This window comes from Pseudomonas putida NBRC 14164, from assembly GCF_000412675.1.
GTDB classification, from domain to species: Bacteria; Pseudomonadota; Gammaproteobacteria; order Pseudomonadales; family Pseudomonadaceae; genus Aquipseudomonas; species Aquipseudomonas putida.
This window is the reverse complement of sequence record NC_021505.1, coordinates 6,097,352-6,114,575: the sequence shown is the minus strand read 5'-3', so window position 1 is coordinate 6,114,575 and position 17,224 is coordinate 6,097,352. Positions and strand designations below refer to the sequence as shown.

Genomic DNA, 17,224 nt, shown 5'->3' with positions numbered 1-17,224 from the left:
AGCGCTAGGGTGAATACGCGACTGGCCAGCAACGCCTGGCCACGCGCCGACCGGTAGAACCGGCTCGACTGTTCCTACGGCTTTGGGAAGACTCCAGTGATAAAAAAAATCCTGATCGCCAACCGAGGTGAAATCGCAGTTCGGATCGTGCGTGCCTGCGCCGAGATGGGCATACGCTCGGTAGCGATCTATTCCGACGCCGATCGGCACGCATTGCACGTCAAGCGCGCCGACGAAGCCCACAGCATTGGTGCCGAGCCGCTGGCCGGTTACCTGAACCCGCGCAAGCTGGTGAACCTGGCTGTGGAAACCGGCTGTGATGCCCTGCACCCGGGCTACGGCTTCCTGTCGGAAAACGCTGAACTGGCAGAGATCTGCGCCGAGCGCGGGATCAAGTTTATCGGCCCCGCCGCAAACGTCATTCGCGGCATGGGCGACAAGACCGAAGCGCGCCGCACCATGATTGCCGCCGGTGTGCCGGTAACCCCGGGCACCGAAGGCAACGTTGCCGATATTCATGAAGCCCTGAGCGAAGGTGAGCGCATCGGTTACCCGGTGATGCTCAAGGCCACCTCCGGTGGCGGCGGCCGCGGTATTCGCCGTTGCAACAGCCGCGAAGAGCTGGAACAGAACTTCCCACGGGTGATTTCCGAGGCCACCAAGGCCTTTGGTTCGGCCGAAGTGTTCCTGGAAAAGTGCATCGTCAACCCCAAGCATATCGAGGCACAGATCCTCGGTGACAGCTTCGGCAACGTGGTGCACCTGTTCGAGCGCGATTGCTCGATCCAGCGCCGTAACCAGAAGCTCATCGAAATTGCTCCAAGCCCCCAGCTCACGCCCGAGCAGCGCGCCTACATCGGCGACCTGGCGGTACGTGCGGCCAAGGCGGTGAACTACGAGAACGCCGGCACCGTGGAGTTCCTGCTCGCCGATGGCGAGGTGTACTTCATGGAAATGAACACCCGGGTGCAGGTGGAGCACACCATCACCGAGGAAATCACCGGTATCGACATTGTCCGTGAGCAGATTCGCATCGCCTCGGGCCTGCCGCTGTCGGTGAAGCAGGAAGACATCCAGCACCGCGGCTACGCGTTGCAGTTCCGCATCAACGCGGAAGACCCGAAGAACAACTTCCTGCCCAGCTTCGGCAAGATCACCCGTTACTACGCCCCCGGCGGCCCGGGTGTTCGTACCGATACAGCGATCTATACCGGCTACACCATTCCGCCGTTCTACGACTCCATGTGCCTGAAACTGGTGGTGTGGGCGTTGACCTGGGAAGAGGCCATGGACCGCGGCCTGCGAGCCCTGGATGACATGCGCGTGCAAGGGGTGAAGACCACCGCCGCGTACTACCAGGAAATCCTGCGCAACCCGGAATTCCGTAGCGGGCAGTTCAATACCAGCTTCGTCGAAAGCCACCCTGAGCTGACCAACTACTCGATCAAGCGCAAACCCGAAGAGCTGGCCCTGGCCATCGCCGCCGCCATCGCCGCCCACGCAGGCCTGTGAGGAAACCTATAATGTCCAAGAAAATTCACGTAACCGACACGATCCTGCGCGACGCCCACCAGTCCCTGCTGGCCACCCGCATGCGTACCGAAGACATGCTGCCGATCTGCGACAAGCTCGACAAAGTCGGCTACTGGTCGCTGGAAGTCTGGGGCGGCGCCACCTTCGACGCCTGCGTGCGCTTCCTCAAGGAAGACCCATGGGAGCGCCTGCGCAAGCTGCGTGCAGCCTTGCCCAACACCCGCCTGCAAATGCTGCTGCGCGGTCAGAACCTGCTGGGCTACCGCCACTACAGCGACGACGTGGTCAAGGCCTTTGTCGCCAAGGCTGCGGTAAACGGCATCGATGTGTTCCGCATCTTCGACGCCATGAACGACGTGCGTAACCTGCGCGTGGCCATCGAAGCGGTCAAGGCCGCCGGCAAGCACGCCCAGGGCACCATCGCCTACACGGTCAGCCCTGTGCACACCATCGATGCCTTTGTTGCCCAGGCCAAGCAGATGGAAGCCATGGGTTGCGACTCGGTGGCAATCAAGGACATGGCCGGCCTGCTGACCCCATTCGCCGCTGGTGAACTGGTCAAGGCGCTGAAGGCCGAGCAGTCGCTGCCGGTGTTCATCCACTCCCACGACACTGCCGGCCTGGCCGCCATGTGCCAGCTGAAAGCGGTGGAAAACGGCGCCGACCACATCGACACCGCAATCTCCAGCTTCGCTTGGGGCACCAGCCACCCGGGTACCGAGTCGATGGTTGCTGCGCTCAAGGGCAGCGAGTTCGACACCGGCCTGGACCTGGAGCTGCTGCAGGAAATCGGCTTGTACTTCTACGCCGTGCGCAAGAAGTACCACCAGTTCGAAAGCGAGTTCACGGCCGTGGACACCCGCGTGCAGGTCAACCAGGTGCCGGGCGGCATGATTTCCAACCTGGCCAACCAGCTGAAAGAGCAGGGCGCGCTCAACCGCATGAACGAAGTGCTGGCAGAGATCCCGCGTGTGCGTGAAGACCTCGGCTTCCCGCCGCTGGTGACGCCGACCTCGCAGATCGTCGGTACCCAGGCGTTCTTCAACGTGCTGGCCGGCGAGCGCTACAAGACCATCACCAACGAAGTGAAGCTGTACCTGCAAGGCGGTTACGGCAAGGCCCCGGGTGTGGTCAACGAGCAGCTGCGCCGCCAGGCCATCGGCAGCGAAGAAGTGATCGACGTGCGCCCGGCCGACCTGCTGAAGCCGGAGATGACCAAGCTGCGTGCCGACATCGGTGCCTTGGCCCGTTGCGAAGAAGACGTGCTGACGTTCGCCATGTTCCCGGACATTGGCCGCAAGTTCCTCGAAGAGCGCGAAGCCGGCACCCTTACCCCGGAAGCGTTGTTGCCAATTCCAGAGGCTGGCGCCGTTTCTGCGCCAGGCGGTGAAGGCGTCCCGACCGAGTTTGTCATCGACGTGCACGGCGAAACCTACCGTGTCGACATCACTGGCGTTGGCGTGAAGGCCGAAGGCAAGCGCCACTTCTACCTGTCGATCGACGGCATGCCGGAAGAAGTGGTGTTCGAGCCACTCAACGAGTTCGTCGGCGGGGGCAGCAAGCGCAAGCAAGCCACAGACCCAGGCCACGTCAGCACCAACATGCCAGGCAACATCGTCGATGTACTGGTCAAGGAAGGTGACGTGGTCAAGGCTGGCCAGGCCGTGCTGATCACCGAGGCCATGAAGATGGAAACCGAAGTGCAGGCGGCCATCGCCGGCAAGGTCGTGGCCATCCATGTGGCCAAGGGCGATCGCGTGACGCCGGGTGAGATCCTGATCGAGATCGAAGGCTGAGATAAGCCTTCATCTACAAGCGGTTAACCTCTGGGGAGCGGATGCTCCCCTTTTTTTGTGCTGGATTTGCCGGCCTCTTCGCGGGTAAACCCGCTCCCACAGGATTTCCACAAGCCTTGAGGTCAGTGGTGAACCTGTGGGAGCGGGTTTACCCGCGAAGAGGCCAGCTGATCAGCCACATTTGTCAGCTTTTACGGCATGCCTCAAGCGTTTCTACCTGGCCTCCCGGCTGCTGGTTTTCCGCGCTCAACCACCGTTCGAACCCCGCAGCCACTGCTGGCCATTCATCATCGGTGATCGAATACCACGCCGTATCGCGGTTGTGGTCCTTCACCACCAGGTGCTTGCGGAACACCCCTTCGTAGACGAAGCCGAACCGTTGCGCCGCGCGCTTGGAGCGCGCGTTGGCGTTGTTGCACTTCCACTCCAGCCGGCGGTTGCCCAGTTCGAAGCCCAGCTTGCCCAGCAGGTACACCGCCTCGGTGCCCTTGGGTGTGCGCTGCATGGCGGCGCCGAAGGCTATGTGGCCGATTTCGATGCGGCCGTGGTCGGGCACGATCGACATCAGGCTGAGAATGCCCTGGGCCTGGCCGCTGGGGCGGTCGATGACGGTGTAGAACAGCGGGTCGCGCCCCGCGGCGTTGCTCTCCAGCCAACGGTCGAAGGCAGCACGTTCGGCGAACGGGCCATAGGGCAGGTAGTCCCACAGCGCCGGGTCGGCGGTTGGGCCTTGCAGCACTTCCCAGAGGTCGTCGCCATGGCGCGCCGTGTCGAGCTTTTCCAGGCGGATGAAGCGGCCGTCAATAGGCTCGGCCTCGGGCGTTGCAGCGGGTTTCCAGTTCAATACGTCTGTCATGTTCGGCCTACAAGCCTTTGCGGAATTGAATGAAGCCCGAGCGCTCGGCAACCTGCTGATACAGGCTGATGGCGGTGGCATTGGTTTCGTGGGTCAGCCAGTGCACCTTGATGCAGTTGTCGGCCTTGGCTGTGGTGTAGACGTGCTCGATCAGCTGGCGACCAATGCCCAGGCCACGTTGCGAGCTGTCCACGTACAGGTCCTGAAGGTAGCAGGAGTTTTCGATGCTCCAGTTGGAACGATGGTAGATGAAGTTGACCATCCCCACCGCCTTGCCATCGACCCAGGCCAGTGCCGAATGGGTCGGCTCACGTGGGTCGAGCAGGCGCTGCCAGGTGCTGAGGCTGACTTCATCGGCCAACTCGGTTTCATAGAAGTGCAGGTAGGCCTGCCACAGGGCGAGCCAGGCGGCATGGTCTTGGGCGTTGACGGGGCGCAGGGTAACGCTGGGCATGGGCTATTCCTTCACAGTTGGCGCATGTGCGCCGCGAGTTGGTTGTCCAGTTGATCAGGGCTGGCGCTCAGGCCTTCACGCACGCCGGAGATGTCTTGCTCGGAGCGGTTCTGGCTGAGCTTGCGCGCACCTTGCAGGCGGGCGATGGGCAGACGGATACCGACGATGGCGCGGAGCATGCCGTCGATGTAATCAGCCGGGGCATCGGCGACGCTCCATGGTTCGTTGCGGCCTTGTTCGTGGCGCTCGGTCAGGCGGCTGACGATAGTCAGTAACGTTGCTGCGTCGTGGATCACCTCCGCCGGGCCATAGGCGTGTACGGCCAGGTAGTTCCAGGTCGGCACGACCTTGGGGTTATCGGCTTTGCTTGGGTAGTAGCCGGGGCTGACATAGGCATCGGCGCCGGGGAAGACCAGCAGGGCTTCGCCACCTTGTGCCAGGTCCTGCCATTGGCGGTTGGCCCGTGCCAGGTGCGCATAGACGGTGCCAAACTCGCCTTCGCCCGTGTCGAGCAGTACCGGCAGGTGTGTGGCCAACAGGCCTTGCTCCCCTTGGCTGACCAGCACGGCCAGGCGGGTGTCGAGCATGTGCTGGTGCAGGCGGCCGAGGTCGTGCTCCTGGTGGGGTTTGCTGTTGTACATGCTCGGTTTCCTTGTGCAATGGTGCCATCCTATGCAGGCTATTGGTTCTGGGTAAGAGCCATTACCGCCTGTTTTGATAGGTCCAATGCCATGCGCGATAACCCCCTCGTCTTGCCTTTCGACCCTTCCGGAATCGCCTTGGATCGCCGCCGCGGGCTCAGCCAGCAGCTGTACCAGGCGCTGCGCGCGCGAGTGCTGGACGGCCGTTTGAGCAGCGGTACCCGGCTGCCGGCCACCCGCGAGTTGGCCACCATGCTGCTGCTGTCACGCAACAGCGTGGTGCGGGCCTATGACCAGTTGTACGCCGAGGGCTACATCGAAAGCCGGGTAGGCGATGGCACCTATGTAAGCCGGCTACCAAAACTATCCACACAAGTATCCACAGGGTTATCCCATGGGTTATCAACAGACTTATCCACATTTCCAGTAAAAGACACTGAGGATTTATCCAGCAACCGACGTTCCAGCGGGGCTTTTCAGCGGCTGAAAACCAACCATTTGCCGCCGCCAAGAAGCGGCCAGCCGCGTGCTTTTCGCGTCGGTATTCCCGCATTCGACCTGTTCCCGTTTGACGTCTGGGCCAAGCTGCAGGCGGGTTTCTGGCGTAATCCCAGCCCCGCACAACTGGGTTATGGCGACCCTGCGGGCGAGCCGATGCTGCGCGAACTGATCGCTGCCTACTTGCGTCGCTCGCGTGGGCTGAGTTGCATGGCTGAACAAATTGTGATCACCAGTGGTGCACAGCAGGCCATCAGCCTTTGTGCACAGTTGCTGTTGCAACCTGGCGACGGTGTGGCTGTGGAAAACCCGGGGTATCGGGCGGCTGGCCATGCTTTCGCACTGGCGGGTGGCCGAGTGCTTGGCGTACCGGTGGATGAAGAGGGGATGGACTGCGGCCGGCTCGGTCAGTTGGAGGATTGCCGGCTGGCCTACGTGACGCCTGCTCACCAATACCCGACCGGGGTAACCATGAGCCTGGCGCGTCGCCTGGAACTGCTGGCCTGGGCTGACCGCAACGATGGCTGGATCATCGAGGACGACTACGACGGCGAGTACCGGTACAGCGGCGCGCCTTTGGCTCCGTTGGCGGCACTCGACCGGCACGGGCGGGTACTGTACGTCGGCACCTTCGGCAAGATTGCCTTCCCGGCGCTGCGCCTGGGCTATCTGGTACTCCCACCGCAGTTGGCGCAGGCGTTCAGCCAGGGCAAGGCGCTTGCGGTACGACATTCTGAGGTCAGCAACCAATGCGTGATGGCTGAGTTCATCGCCCGCGGGCACTTTCAGCGGCATATCCGGCGCATGCGCAAGGCAGCGTTGAGCCGACGCAATGTGCTCAAGGCAGGCTGGCCTGTGGATATTCCAGGTTTGGGCGCCATGCCGGCAGTGGCGGCCGGGCTGCACGTGAAGGTTGATGTGGATAACTTTGCGCGGGAGCAGGCACTGGTGGCCAAGGCTGAAGCGGTGGGTGTGGAGGTTACGCCGCTGAGTAATTTCTGGTTGGCGGACAGCGAGGTGCCTGTGGATAAGCGGGCAGGGCTGGTGCTGGGCTTTGCAGCGGTTCCGGAGGTGGAGATTGCCGAGGCGCTGATGAAACTGCGCAAGGCCTGGAGAAGGTGAATGGGGCCGCTGTGCGGCCCTTCGCGGGCGCGCCCGCTCCCACAGAGTCCGCGTGGCATGCGAGCAATGTGGGAGCGGGCATGCCCGCGAAGCAGGCGACTCAGGTGCCGGACTTGATCCGCGTCCAGGCCCGGGTCCTGGCCCGCTCGGCATCCCGCGCAAGGGGCTTGAGGGTATACAGCTTGGCCATCGCCTCCGCCGTCGGGTACAGGTTGGGGTTGTTGCGAATCGCCGGGTTCACCTTGTCGGTCGCATCCTTGTTCGGGTTGGGGTACCCGACAAAGTCGCTGATCGGCGCAATCACCTCTGGCCGCAGCAGGTAGTTGATGAACGTATGGGCATCTTCCGGGTTGGCCGCATTCTTCGGAATTGCCAGCATGTCGAACCAGATCGGCGCGCCTTCCTTGGGCAGGCGCATGTCCACTACCACGTCGTTCTTGGCTTCGCGGGCGCGGTTGGCGGCCTGTGAGAAGCTGCCGCTGTAGCCCACCGCCACGCAGATATCGCCATTGGCGATGTCTGCCATGTACTTCGAGGAGTGGAAGTAGGTGATGTACGGGCGAATCTTCAGCATCAGTGCCTCAGCCTTCTTGTAGTCGGCCGGTTTGTCACTGTTCGGTGGCAAGCCCAGGTACTGCAGGGCCAGCGGCAGAATTTCCGAAGGCGAGTCGAGCAGGGCCACGCCGCACTGCTTGAGCTTGGCGATGTTCTCTTCCTTGAAGATCAGGTCCCAGCTGTCTACCGGCGCATTGTCGCCGAGCGCCGCCTTGACCTTGGCCGGGTTGAAGCCGATCAGCACGGTGCCGTACATGTACGGCACGGCAAACTTGTTGCCCGGGTCGTTGGCCTCGATCAGCTTCATCAGTGCCGGGTCCAGGTGTTGCCAGTTCGGCAGCTTGCTGCGGTCCAGCGGCTGGAATACCCCGGCCTCGATCTGCTTGGCGAGGAACACGTTGGACGGCACCACCACGTCATAGCCGGAGTTGCCGGTAAGCAGCTTGGCCTCCAGCGCTTCGTTGGTGTCGAAGATGTCGTAGATCAGTTTGACGCCGCTGTCCTTCTGGAAGTCGGTCAAGGTCTGCGGGGTGATGTAATCGAACCAGTTATACACACGCAAGGTGCGCTGCTCGGCCTGGGCTTGCAGGGCACCGGTGAACAGGGTGGCAGCGATGAACGGGGCGAGCAGACGCTTGAGTCGGACCATTACCGGGCTCCTGGCTGGGCGCGCTGGAAGCCTTCCAGCACATTGACCGCGTTGATACCGATTTCTTCCACAGCGTAGCCGCCTTCCATCACGAACAGGGTCGGCTTGCCGAGCTGGGCGATGCGCTTGCCCATTTTCAGGTAATCGGGGCTGTCGAGCTTGAACTGGGAGATGGGGTCGTCCTTGAAGGTGTCCACGCCCAGCGAAATGACCAGTACATCGGCGTCATAGCGGGCGATGCGCTGGCAGGCGTCTTCCAGGGCGGCGTTCCAGGCGGCCCAATCGCTACCGGCCGGCAATGGGTAATTGATGTTGCAGCCCTCGCCGGCACCCTCGCCGGTTTCGTCGGCATAACCGAGGAAGAACGGAAATTCATCCTGTGGGTCACCGTGGATCGAGGCGAAGAACACGTCGTCGCGGCTGTAGAAGATGTCCTGGGTGCCGTTGCCGTGGTGGTAGTCGACGTCGAGGATGGCGACTTGGCGCTTGCCCTGGTCGAGGAACGCCTGAGCGGCGATGGCAGCGTTGTTCAGGTAGCAGTAGCCGCCCATCACTTCACCTGCGGCGTGGTGCCCTGGCGGACGGCACAGCGCGAACGCCGAATGGGCGCCTTCCTGGATTGCTGCCTGGGCGGTAAGGGCGACCTGGGCAGCGCTGTAGGCCGCTTGCCAGGTGCCAGCGGTGATCGGCGCACCGGCATCGAAGCTGTAATAGCCCAGCTCACCGTGCAGGCCAGTGGGTTTTACCTGGCGCAGGGTGCGAGCAGGCCAGGTGAACGGCAGCAGGTCGCCTTCCTGGCCCAGTGCAGCCCAGCGGGCCCAGGCGCCTTCGAAGAAGTTCAGGTAGTCGGCGCTGTGGATGCGCAGCAACGGCGCACGGCCGAAGTCGGTCGGGCCCTGGACGTCGCCGAGGTTGCGCTTTTTCACCTGGTCGAGCACATGGTCGGCGCGCGAAGGCATTTCGAAGCAGGGCATCAGCTTGCCGTCGATCAGCTCGCAGCGGCCATGGTGCAGGCGGTGGTCATCGGAATAGATCGTCAGCATTGTTGTTCTCCGGTGGGTACTGGCGTGGGTCCATTGTCATGGGCGGGTCAGTAGCGGAGAACGACGCAAATGGCCAAAAGGGGATCGATGTGGCCAAGGTTGATTGGCCTGTGCCGGCCCTATCGCCGGCAAGCCAGCTCCCACTAGTACCGCACAGGCCTTGAATGCAGCGCAGTACCTGTGGGAGCCGGCTTGCCGGCGATAGGGCCGGAACAGGTCAACCGCGGAAGTGGCTGGGTGCCACACCACTCCAGCGCTGGAAGGCATGGCGGAAACTGGCCGTCTCGCTGAACCCCAACGTTTCGGCAATACGGTAGATGGGCATCTGCTCATCGGCCAGCAACTGCTTGGCGCGCTCGAACCTGAGCTCGTCCAGCAGCTGTTGATAACTGCTGCCCAGCGCCTGCAAATGCCGGCGCAAGGTGCGCGAGGAGCAGTTCATCTGCCGTGCCAGGCCTTCCAGCCCAGGCGCGGCATCCAGTTGCTGTGCCAGCAGCTGGCGAATCCGCCCCAGCCAGGCCTGACGGCCGGTGAACTCAAGGTTCAGGCGCCGGCAGCGCTCGCTCATGGCTTGGTGGGTAATCGGGTCGGCCAGCGGCAGCGGCGTATCCAGCCAGCGCCGCTCGAAGGCAAAGGCATTGTCCTCGGCGGCGAAACCGACGGGGCACTGGAATGCACCGGCATAGCGCGCGTGATAGCCGGGCCGTGGGTGCTCGAAGCGGGCGGCCAGCAATGGTAGCGTGCGGCCAAGCAGGTCGTCGCAAATGACTTTCAGCGACACCATGCAGAATTCTGCGTTGAAAGCGCTCAGCGCCGGGCTGTCGTGGTAATCGCTGGCGCTGAACCAGACCCGCTGGCCATCGTCGATCAACCGCAGCTTGAAGACTGTTCCCAGCAGTGCCGGATATTGCAGCGCCAGGCGCAAGGCGTCACCCAAAGTGGCACTGGAGAGCAGGGCGTAACCCAGCATGCCGTAGCACGACACGTGCATGCGGCGGCCCAGTTCCAGGCCGATGTCCTCGCGCCGGGCTACGGCGTTGGCGCACACCTGCAGTTCCTGCTGGGTGGTGATGCGCGCATCGGCGTGCCCCAGGTCTGCCGGGCCAATGCCGCTGCCGGCCAGCAGCGCCGAAGCCTCGCAACCGTCTGCCTGGAAGACGTTGAGGATCAGCGAAACTGCGTTGAGGGTGGTCAGGTGACTGTGCAGCATGCTGGGTAATCCCGGGGGGCTGGGACGCATTATGGAGCAAGTTGTGTGCCGATATCCCGGTGCCGCTTGCGACCCCACCTTCTCTCAGGCAAAAAAAAGGCCCGAAGCAATCGCTCGGGCCTTGAAAGGTTGAGAGGTGTCTAGTCCCTTAACCTGGTGAGACTGTTTGCAGCGGCCGGGTTACGCCTTCAGCGGAACCAGACGTGGAGCGATCATGTTTTCCGGACGCAGGATGTCGTTGAGCATCTCTTCGTCCAGCAGCTTCTCTTCGCGCACCAGTTCCAGTACGCCGCGGCCGGTTTCCAGGGCAACGCGGGCGATACGGGTGGCGTTTTCGTAGCCGATGTACGGGTTCAGGGCGGTGACCAGGCCGATCGAGTGTTCGACCAGTTCACGGCAGCGCTGTTCGTTGGCAGTGATGCCGACGATGCAGTGCTCGCGCAGCATGTCCATGGCGCGTTGCAGCAGGCGGATCGAGTCGAAGATCTTGTAGGCGATCAGCGGCTCCATCACGTTCAGCTGCAGCTGGCCACCTTCGGCGGCGACGGTCAGGGCCAGGTCGTTGCCCATGATGGCGAAGGCGACTTGGTTGACGGCTTCCGGGATAACCGGGTTGACCTTGCCTGGCATGATCGAGCTGCCTGGCTGACGCGCTGGCAGGTTGATCTCGTTGATACCGGTGCGCGGGCCGCTGGACAGCAGGCGCAGGTCGTTGCAGATCTTCGACAGCTTGACCGCGGTACGCTTGAGCATGCCGGAGAACAGTACGAAGGCGCCCATGTCGGAGGTGGCTTCGATCAGGTCGGCAGCCGGTACCAGCGGCTGGCCGCTGATGGTTGCCAGGCGCTGTACGGCGAGCATCTGGTAGCCCGGGTCGGCGTTGATGCCGGTACCGATGGCAGTACCACCCAGGTTGATTTCGGTCAGCAGCTCAGGCGCCAGCGAACGCAGACGGTTGAGGTCTTCGGTCATGGTGGTGGCGAAGGCGCGGAATTCCTGGCCCAGGGTCATCGGCACGGCGTCCTGCAGCTGGGTACGGCCCATCTTCAGTACGTGGTCGAACTCTTTACCTTTGGCAGCGAAGGCCTGGATCAGGCTGTCGAGGCTGGCCAGCAGGGCATCGTGACCCAGCAGCAGGCCCAGGCGGATAGCGGTCGGGTAGGCGTCGTTGGTCGACTGCGCCATGTTCACATCGTTGTTCGGGTGCAGGTACTGGTACTCACCCTTCTGGTGGCCCATGGCCTCCAGCGCGATGTTGGCGATGACTTCGTTGGCGTTCATGTTGGTAGAAGTACCAGCACCGCCTTGAATCATGTCCACCACGAACTGCTCGTGGTAGTCGCCCTTGATCAGTCGTGCGCAGGCTGCGCTGATCGCGGCGTGCTTGGCATCGCTCAAGTGCCCCAGCTCACGGTTGGCGTCAGCAGCTGCCTGCTTGACCATCGCCAGGCCGACTACCAGTTTCGGGTAGTGCGACAGCGGAACGCCGGAGAGGTGGAAGTTGTTGGCAGCGCGCAGGGTCTGGATGCCGTAGTAGGCATCAGCAGGAACTTCAAGGGTACCCAACAGATCTTTTTCGACGCGGAACGATGCAGCGGAGGACATGATGTATATCATCTCGATATTGACCCGGCACATGCCGGAATGGCGCCAATCCTAGGCCTGAAGGTGATTTTGCGGCCAATGCTGTTGCACGCTAACCTATGCACAAACGGCATAGTGTTTCATGTGACGCCAATTGACATTCGAGCGTGTTCCATTTTGGTGCACGCCGGGAGATGTGCTTCGTGAACCTTGAAAGCAAATGGCTGGAAGATTTCAGTGCGCTGGCTTCTACCCGCAGTTTTTCCCAGGCCGCAGAGCGGCGTTTCGTCACCCAACCGGCCTTCAGCCGGCGTATTCGCAGCCTCGAAGCGGCGTTGGGGCTGCAACTGGTGAATCGTTCCCGCACGCCCATCGAACTGACAGAGGCCGGCCAGCTTTTTCTCGTCACGGCGCGCACTGTTGTCGACCAGTTAAGCGAAATTCTCCGCCATTTGCATCATCTTGAGGGCGGGCAGGGCGAGGTGGTGCAGGTGGCTGCGGCACACTCCCTGGCGTCGGGCTTTTTCCCCCGGTGGGTGGCCCAGTTGCGCAACGACGGTTTGAACATCGCCACCCGCCTGGTTGCGACTAACGTCGGAGATGCCGTGCATGCATTACGTGAAGGTGGCTGCGACCTGATGCTGGCCTTCTATGACCCGGACGCGGCCCTGCAGATGGATGCCGAGATCTTCCCGTCGTTGCACATGGGCAACACCGAAATGTTGCCGGTGTGCGCCGTGGATGGCGAGGGCAAGCCGTTGTTCGACCTGGAAGGTGAGGGCAGCGTGCCGTTGTTGGCCTATACCGCTGGCGCCTTCCTGGGCCGGTCGGTCAATTTGCTGCTGCGTCAGCGCAACCTGCGCTATACCACGGTCTATGAAACCGCCATGGCCGACAGCCTCAAGAGCATGGCGCTTGAGGGCATGGGTATTGCCTGGGTACCGCGCCTGTCGATGCGTGGCGAGCTGGAACGGGGCGAGCTGGCCGTCTGCGGCGGCAGCCAGTGGCACGTGCCACTGGAAATTCGCCTGTACCGCTGCGCCCTGGTGCGCAAGGCCAACGTCAGGCTGTTGTGGCGCAAGCTCGAGGGTACGGCGACGGTTGACCCAAAAGTCAGCCAAAGCCCCGAAAAATAAGGCCCGACAGTTGGTCGCCGGGGTGCCTTAAACGCACCACCTTACGGTATACTGCGCGGCCTTTCGACCGGATGCGTCCGGTCCAGATCAGCAAACAAGCCACGCCGGTCGTCCCGCGTGGCTTGTTGTTTTTTGACGCGCCCGCGGGCGCACAAGCGAAGAGGCTCGACGATGAGTGCACTGGTTGGCGTGATCATGGGCTCCAAGTCCGATTGGTCCACCCTTAGCCACACCGCCGATATGCTGGAAAAACTCGGCATTCCCTACGAAGTGAAGGTGGTTTCTGCCCACCGCACCCCGGATCTGCTGTTCCAGTATGCCGAGGAGGCCGAAGGCCGCGGCATCGAGGTGATCATCGCCGGTGCCGGTGGCGCAGCCCACCTGCCAGGCATGTGCGCCGCCAAGACACACCTGCCGGTGCTGGGCGTGCCGGTGCAGTCGTCGATGCTGTCGGGTGTCGATTCGCTGCTGTCGATCGTGCAGATGCCAGCCGGCGTGCCGGTTGCCACGCTGGCCATCGGCCGTGCCGGTGCGATCAACGCTGCGCTGCTGTCGGCCAGCATCCTGGGCGCCAAGTACCCGCAGTACCACGCGGCGCTCAAGCAGTTCCGCACGGAACAGACCGACACTGTGCTGGACAACCCAGACCCGCGCCAGGCTTGAGGCTCAACCCATGAAGATCGGTGTAATCGGTGGCGGCCAGCTGGGCCGCATGCTGGCCCTGGCGGGCACCCCGCTGGGCATGAACTTCGCTTTCCTCGACCCGGCACCGGATGCTTGTGCCGCGCCGTTGGGCGAACACCTGCGGGCCGACTACGGCGACCAGGACCACCTGCGCCAGCTGGCCGACGAAGTCGACCTGGTCACCTTCGAGTTCGAAAGCGTCCCGGCCGAGACCGTGGCCTTCCTCTCGCAGTTCGTGCCGGTGTACCCCAGCGCCGAAGCGCTGCGCATCGCCCGCGACCGTCTGTTTGAAAAGAGCATGTTCCGCGACCTGGGTATCCCGACCCCGGCCTTCGCCGACATCCTCTCCCAGGCAGACCTGGACGCTGCGGTAGCCAGCATCGGCCTGCCGGCCGTGCTGAAAACCCGCACCCTGGGTTACGACGGCAAGGGCCAGAAGGTGCTGCGCACGCCAGAAGACGTGGTAGGCACCTTCGCCGAGCTGGGCAGCGTGCCGTGCCTGCTGGAAGGCTTCGTACCGTTTACCGGCGAAGTGTCGCTGGTGGCCGTGCGTGCCCGTGATGGCGAAACCCGCTTTTACCCGCTGGTGCACAACACCCACGAAAGCGGCATCCTGCGCCTGTCGGTAGCCAGCCAGGCGCACCCGCTGCAGGCCCTGGCCGAAGACTACGTGGGCCGTGTGCTGCAGAAGCTGGACTACGTCGGCGTCATGGCCTTCGAGTTCTTCGAGGTTGACGGTGGCCTGAAGGCCAACGAAATCGCCCCGCGCGTGCACAATTCCGGGCACTGGACCATTGAAGGCGCCGAGTGCAGCCAGTTCGAGAACCACCTGCGCGCCGTTGCCGGCCTGCCGCTGGGCTCGACCGCCAAGGTGGGCGAGAGCGCGATGCTCAACTTCATCGGTGAAGTGCCGGCCGTGGACAAGGTTGTCGCCATCGGCGACTGCCACCTGCACCACTACGGCAAGGCCTTCAAGGTCGGTCGCAAGGTTGGCCACGCCACCCTGCGCTGCCATGACATGGCCACCCTCGAGCGCAAGATTGCCGAAGTAGAGGCTCTGATCAGCAACTGATCGGGCTGTAAATCGAACTTCTGCAAGCGGCTTGCCCTCTGAACATGGCAACAAGCCAAAGCCCGTCTAGGCTTTGGCTTGTTCCATATTCACTGCAGAGGGATTGCCATGGGCATCATTGGAACCATCTTCATCGGCCTCATCGTCGGCCTGCTGGCCCGCTTCATCAAGCCGGGCGACGACAGCATGGGCTGGATCATGACCATCCTGCTGGGTATCGCCGGCTCCTTGTTGGCTACTTATGGCGGCCAGGCCCTGGGCATCTACCAGGCCGGGCAGGCGGCGGGCTTCCTTGGCGCGCTGGTCGGCGCCGTGGTCCTTCTGGTGATCTACGGATTCATCAAGAAACGCTGAATACTGGTTAGAATGCCCGGCAATTCATTCGAGTTGCCGAGCATTGCCATGCGAGCCTTTTTCCTCGTCCCCCTATTGTTGGCCAGTACCCTGGCCCATGCCGAATTGCCTGAAACCGACTGGCTGGAGCTGATGCCCAAGTCGGACCAGAAGGCGCTCGAGCAAATGCCCGAAATCGACCACAACTCGCCGGAAGCCATGGGCACCTTTACCGACAAGGGCGGGCTAAAGCAGAGCAAGGGCCTGCCAGCGGTGATGTATTCGACCAAGACCGTGGCGGCCATGAACGGCAAGGACATTCGCCTGGGCGGCTACCCGGTGCCACTGGAAAGCGACGCCAAGGGCAACAGCACGCTGTTCTTCCTGGTGCCTTACCCAGGCGCGTGCATCCATGTGCCGCCTCCGCCGCCCAACCAGCTGGTGCTGGTGCGCTACCCGAAAGGGTTGAAGATCGATGATATCTACACACCGCTGTGGGTCAGCGGCAAGCTGAAGGTGGAAAAGGTCAGCAATGACCTGGCCGATGCGGCCTATGCGCTGGATGCGGGGAAGGTGAGGGTGGTGGAAGACGCAGACCTCTGACACCTGGCCCGGCCTCTTCGCGGGCAAGCCCGCGAAGAGGCCGGCAAAAACATTTCAGGCCTCAGATCATTTCACAACCGATCTGTACACCCAGCGAATGACTCGCCCCAGGCTTCAATTCCACCAGGTCATTCCACACATTCGCCGTCTCGATGCACAGCATCCGCTGCCAGCCGTCGTCAGCCATGTCCGCCAGCTCCCGCGCCCGATCAGTCCATGGGTTCCAGATCACCGCCGACCGCGAGCCGCTGCTGGTCAGGTTTATCCGCCGGTTCCAGTGCGGGTCGACAATGCTCAATTGCGAAGGGGTGTCGAGGTAGATCCGGTCAGTCTCCCCCGCAAACGCCAGTGCCCCCTGCTGCTGACGCTGTTCCCAGTCCGCCAGCGTTTCGATATAGCCCAGGCCTTCGACGCCTTCGACCCGCGCCTGGCGCACATCGCTGACCGCGAAGTAGCTGTGCAGGGCCTGGCTGATGGTAACGGGGGAGTTGCCCATGTTGCGGCTGGTCAGGTTCAGCTTCAACGCCTCGTCCAGCTCCACCACCAGCTTCAGTTCGACATCATGAGGCCAGCCGGGTAGATCGCCCCGCGCTTCAGGCAACTGGAATTCGATGCGCAGGCCGGTGCCCGCTTCCTCGATACCTAGCAGCTGCCAGTCACGCGAGCGCGCCAGCCCGTGAGCAGGCGCCTGTTCGCCGTGGTACATGGCCTGAACGGCTTGGGGGTTGCGCTGCAGGTTGCCGAACCACGGCCAGCACACCGGCACACCGGCGCGGACCGACTTGCCCTGGCGGAAGATGGCTTGGTCGCTCAGCCACAGCAGCGGCGGCTCGCCGACCCGCTGGTAGCTGAGGATCTGCGCGCCCTGCTGGGCGATCAGGAGTTCGGCGCGGTCGCTGCTGATACGCCAGCAGTTGAGTTCGCCATGTTGCTCGGTTACGACCTGGTAGGTAGCCATTGCGTTAGTCTCATTGATTGCCAGTGGGCCTTGGACCCGGGCACATGCAATGAGTTTACCGCCCGCGTGGCTCAGCGACGAGGCACGGAACGGGTGCGGCCACTGCCGTCGATGGCAACGAAGACGAATGCTGCTTCGGTAACCTTGCGCCATTCACTGGACAACGGGTCGTCGCTCCACACTTCGACCATCATCTGGATCGAGCTGCGGCCGATTTCCAGGGTCTGGGTATAGAACGACAGCTGTGCGCCCACCGCGACGGGTACCAGGAACGCCATGCGTTCGATGGCCACGGTCGCCACGCGGCCACCGGCGACGCGGCTGGCCATGGCGGTGCCGGCCAGGTCCATCTGGGCAACCAGCCAGCCGCCGAAGATGTCGCCAAATCCGTTGGTCTCGCGCGGGAGTGCGGTGATCTGCAAGGCCAGGTCGCCTTGCGGGATTGGATCTTCTTGTTCGAGCTCAATCATGCGATGGGGCCTCTGACCCGTGACGCT

17 protein-coding genes are annotated in these 17,224 nt (G+C 62.8%); 8 read left to right on the top strand and 9 right to left on the bottom strand.

Annotated elements, in window-relative coordinates; translation table 11 throughout:
- Positions 1-96 precede the first annotated feature (96 nt).
- Together PP4_RS27240 and oadA are read left to right on the top strand one after the other, a co-directional pair.
- Positions 97-1,512, top strand: coding sequence for an acetyl-CoA carboxylase biotin carboxylase subunit (locus tag PP4_RS27240; protein WP_016502270.1), 1,416 nt, complete (start codon positions 97-99; stop codon positions 1,510-1,512).
- Between the two features lie 11 nt (positions 1,513-1,523).
- A complete protein-coding gene (oadA, locus tag PP4_RS27235; protein WP_016502269.1) occupies positions 1,524-3,329 on the top strand; it encodes a sodium-extruding oxaloacetate decarboxylase subunit alpha in 1,806 nt (601 codons plus the stop codon).
- A 184-nt stretch (positions 3,330-3,513) separates the two neighbouring features.
- Here oadA and PP4_RS27230 read toward each other — a convergent pair whose 3' ends face one another.
- The 3 genes from PP4_RS27230 to PP4_RS27220 are packed head-to-tail and all read right to left on the bottom strand — an operon-like array spanning position 3,514 to position 5,280.
- Positions 3,514-4,185, bottom strand: a complete 672-nt coding sequence (locus PP4_RS27230; RefSeq protein ID WP_016502268.1) for a GNAT family N-acetyltransferase — start codon at positions 4,183-4,185, stop codon at positions 3,514-3,516.
- Positions 4,186-4,192: 7 nt separating this feature from the next.
- Entirely contained in the window at positions 4,193-4,639 is a 447-nt protein-coding gene (locus tag PP4_RS27225) for a GNAT family N-acetyltransferase (RefSeq protein WP_016502267.1), read from the bottom strand.
- A gap of 11 nt (positions 4,640-4,650) precedes the next feature.
- Positions 4,651-5,280: an FMN-binding negative transcriptional regulator gene (locus PP4_RS27220; protein WP_016502266.1), complete on the bottom strand. Its 630-nt coding sequence runs from the start codon at positions 5,278-5,280 to the stop codon at positions 4,651-4,653.
- Positions 5,281-5,370: 90 nt separating this feature from the next.
- Here PP4_RS27220 and pdxR point away from each other — a divergent pair, with 90 nt between their 5' ends.
- Positions 5,371-6,900, top strand: a complete 1,530-nt coding sequence (gene pdxR, locus PP4_RS27215) for a MocR-like pyridoxine biosynthesis transcription factor PdxR (RefSeq protein WP_016502265.1) — start codon at positions 5,371-5,373, stop codon at positions 6,898-6,900.
- 100 nt (positions 6,901-7,000) lie between these two features.
- Here the strand turns inward: pdxR and PP4_RS27210 are convergent, their stop codons facing one another.
- The 4 genes from PP4_RS27210 to aspA form a co-directional block, all read right to left on the bottom strand.
- Entirely contained in the window at positions 7,001-8,104 is a 1,104-nt protein-coding gene (locus PP4_RS27210; RefSeq protein ID WP_016502264.1) for a polyamine ABC transporter substrate-binding protein, read from the bottom strand.
- A complete protein-coding gene (locus PP4_RS27205; RefSeq protein ID WP_016502263.1) occupies positions 8,104-9,147 on the bottom strand; it encodes a histone deacetylase family protein in 1,044 nt (347 codons plus the stop codon). The genes PP4_RS27210 and PP4_RS27205 overlap by 1 nt, the downstream gene beginning before the upstream one ends.
- Before the next feature lie 217 nt (positions 9,148-9,364).
- Entirely contained in the window at positions 9,365-10,357 is a 993-nt protein-coding gene (locus PP4_RS27200; RefSeq protein ID WP_016502262.1) for an AraC family transcriptional regulator, read from the bottom strand.
- Between the two features lie 180 nt (positions 10,358-10,537).
- Positions 10,538-11,962, bottom strand: coding sequence for an aspartate ammonia-lyase (gene aspA, locus PP4_RS27195; protein ID WP_041168153.1), 1,425 nt, complete (start codon positions 11,960-11,962; stop codon positions 10,538-10,540).
- A 182-nt stretch (positions 11,963-12,144) separates the two neighbouring features.
- Between aspA and PP4_RS27190 the strand changes: the two genes are divergently transcribed.
- The 5 genes from PP4_RS27190 (at position 12,145) to PP4_RS27170 (ending at position 15,769) form a co-directional block, all read left to right on the top strand.
- On the top strand, positions 12,145-13,077 hold the full coding sequence (locus tag PP4_RS27190; protein ID WP_162471777.1) for a LysR substrate-binding domain-containing protein: 933 nt from the start codon (positions 12,145-12,147) through the stop codon (positions 13,075-13,077).
- A gap of 171 nt (positions 13,078-13,248) precedes the next feature.
- Positions 13,249-13,740, top strand: a complete 492-nt coding sequence (gene purE / locus PP4_RS27185) for a 5-(carboxyamino)imidazole ribonucleotide mutase (protein ID WP_016489856.1) — start codon at positions 13,249-13,251, stop codon at positions 13,738-13,740.
- 10 nt (positions 13,741-13,750) lie between these two features.
- Entirely contained in the window at positions 13,751-14,833 is a 1,083-nt protein-coding gene (locus PP4_RS27180) for a 5-(carboxyamino)imidazole ribonucleotide synthase (protein ID WP_016502259.1), read from the top strand.
- Positions 14,834-14,941: 108 nt separating this feature from the next.
- The gene (locus tag PP4_RS27175) at positions 14,942-15,187 is read left to right on the top strand and encodes a GlsB/YeaQ/YmgE family stress response membrane protein (protein ID WP_003253308.1); all 246 of its coding nucleotides are present in this window, start codon (positions 14,942-14,944) and stop codon (positions 15,185-15,187) included.
- 48 nt (positions 15,188-15,235) lie between these two features.
- On the top strand, positions 15,236-15,769 hold the full coding sequence (locus tag PP4_RS27170) for a DUF3299 domain-containing protein (protein ID WP_161775560.1): 534 nt from the start codon (positions 15,236-15,238) through the stop codon (positions 15,767-15,769).
- 61 nt (positions 15,770-15,830) lie between these two features.
- Here PP4_RS27170 and PP4_RS27165 read toward each other — a convergent pair whose 3' ends face one another.
- Together PP4_RS27165 and PP4_RS27160 are read right to left on the bottom strand one after the other, a co-directional pair.
- Positions 15,831-16,727, bottom strand: coding sequence for a D-hexose-6-phosphate mutarotase (locus tag PP4_RS27165; protein WP_016502258.1), 897 nt, complete (start codon positions 16,725-16,727; stop codon positions 15,831-15,833).
- A 71-nt stretch (positions 16,728-16,798) separates the two neighbouring features.
- A complete protein-coding gene (locus PP4_RS27160; RefSeq protein WP_016489852.1) occupies positions 16,799-17,197 on the bottom strand; it encodes an acyl-CoA thioesterase in 399 nt (132 codons plus the stop codon).
- Positions 17,198-17,224 lie beyond the last annotated feature (27 nt).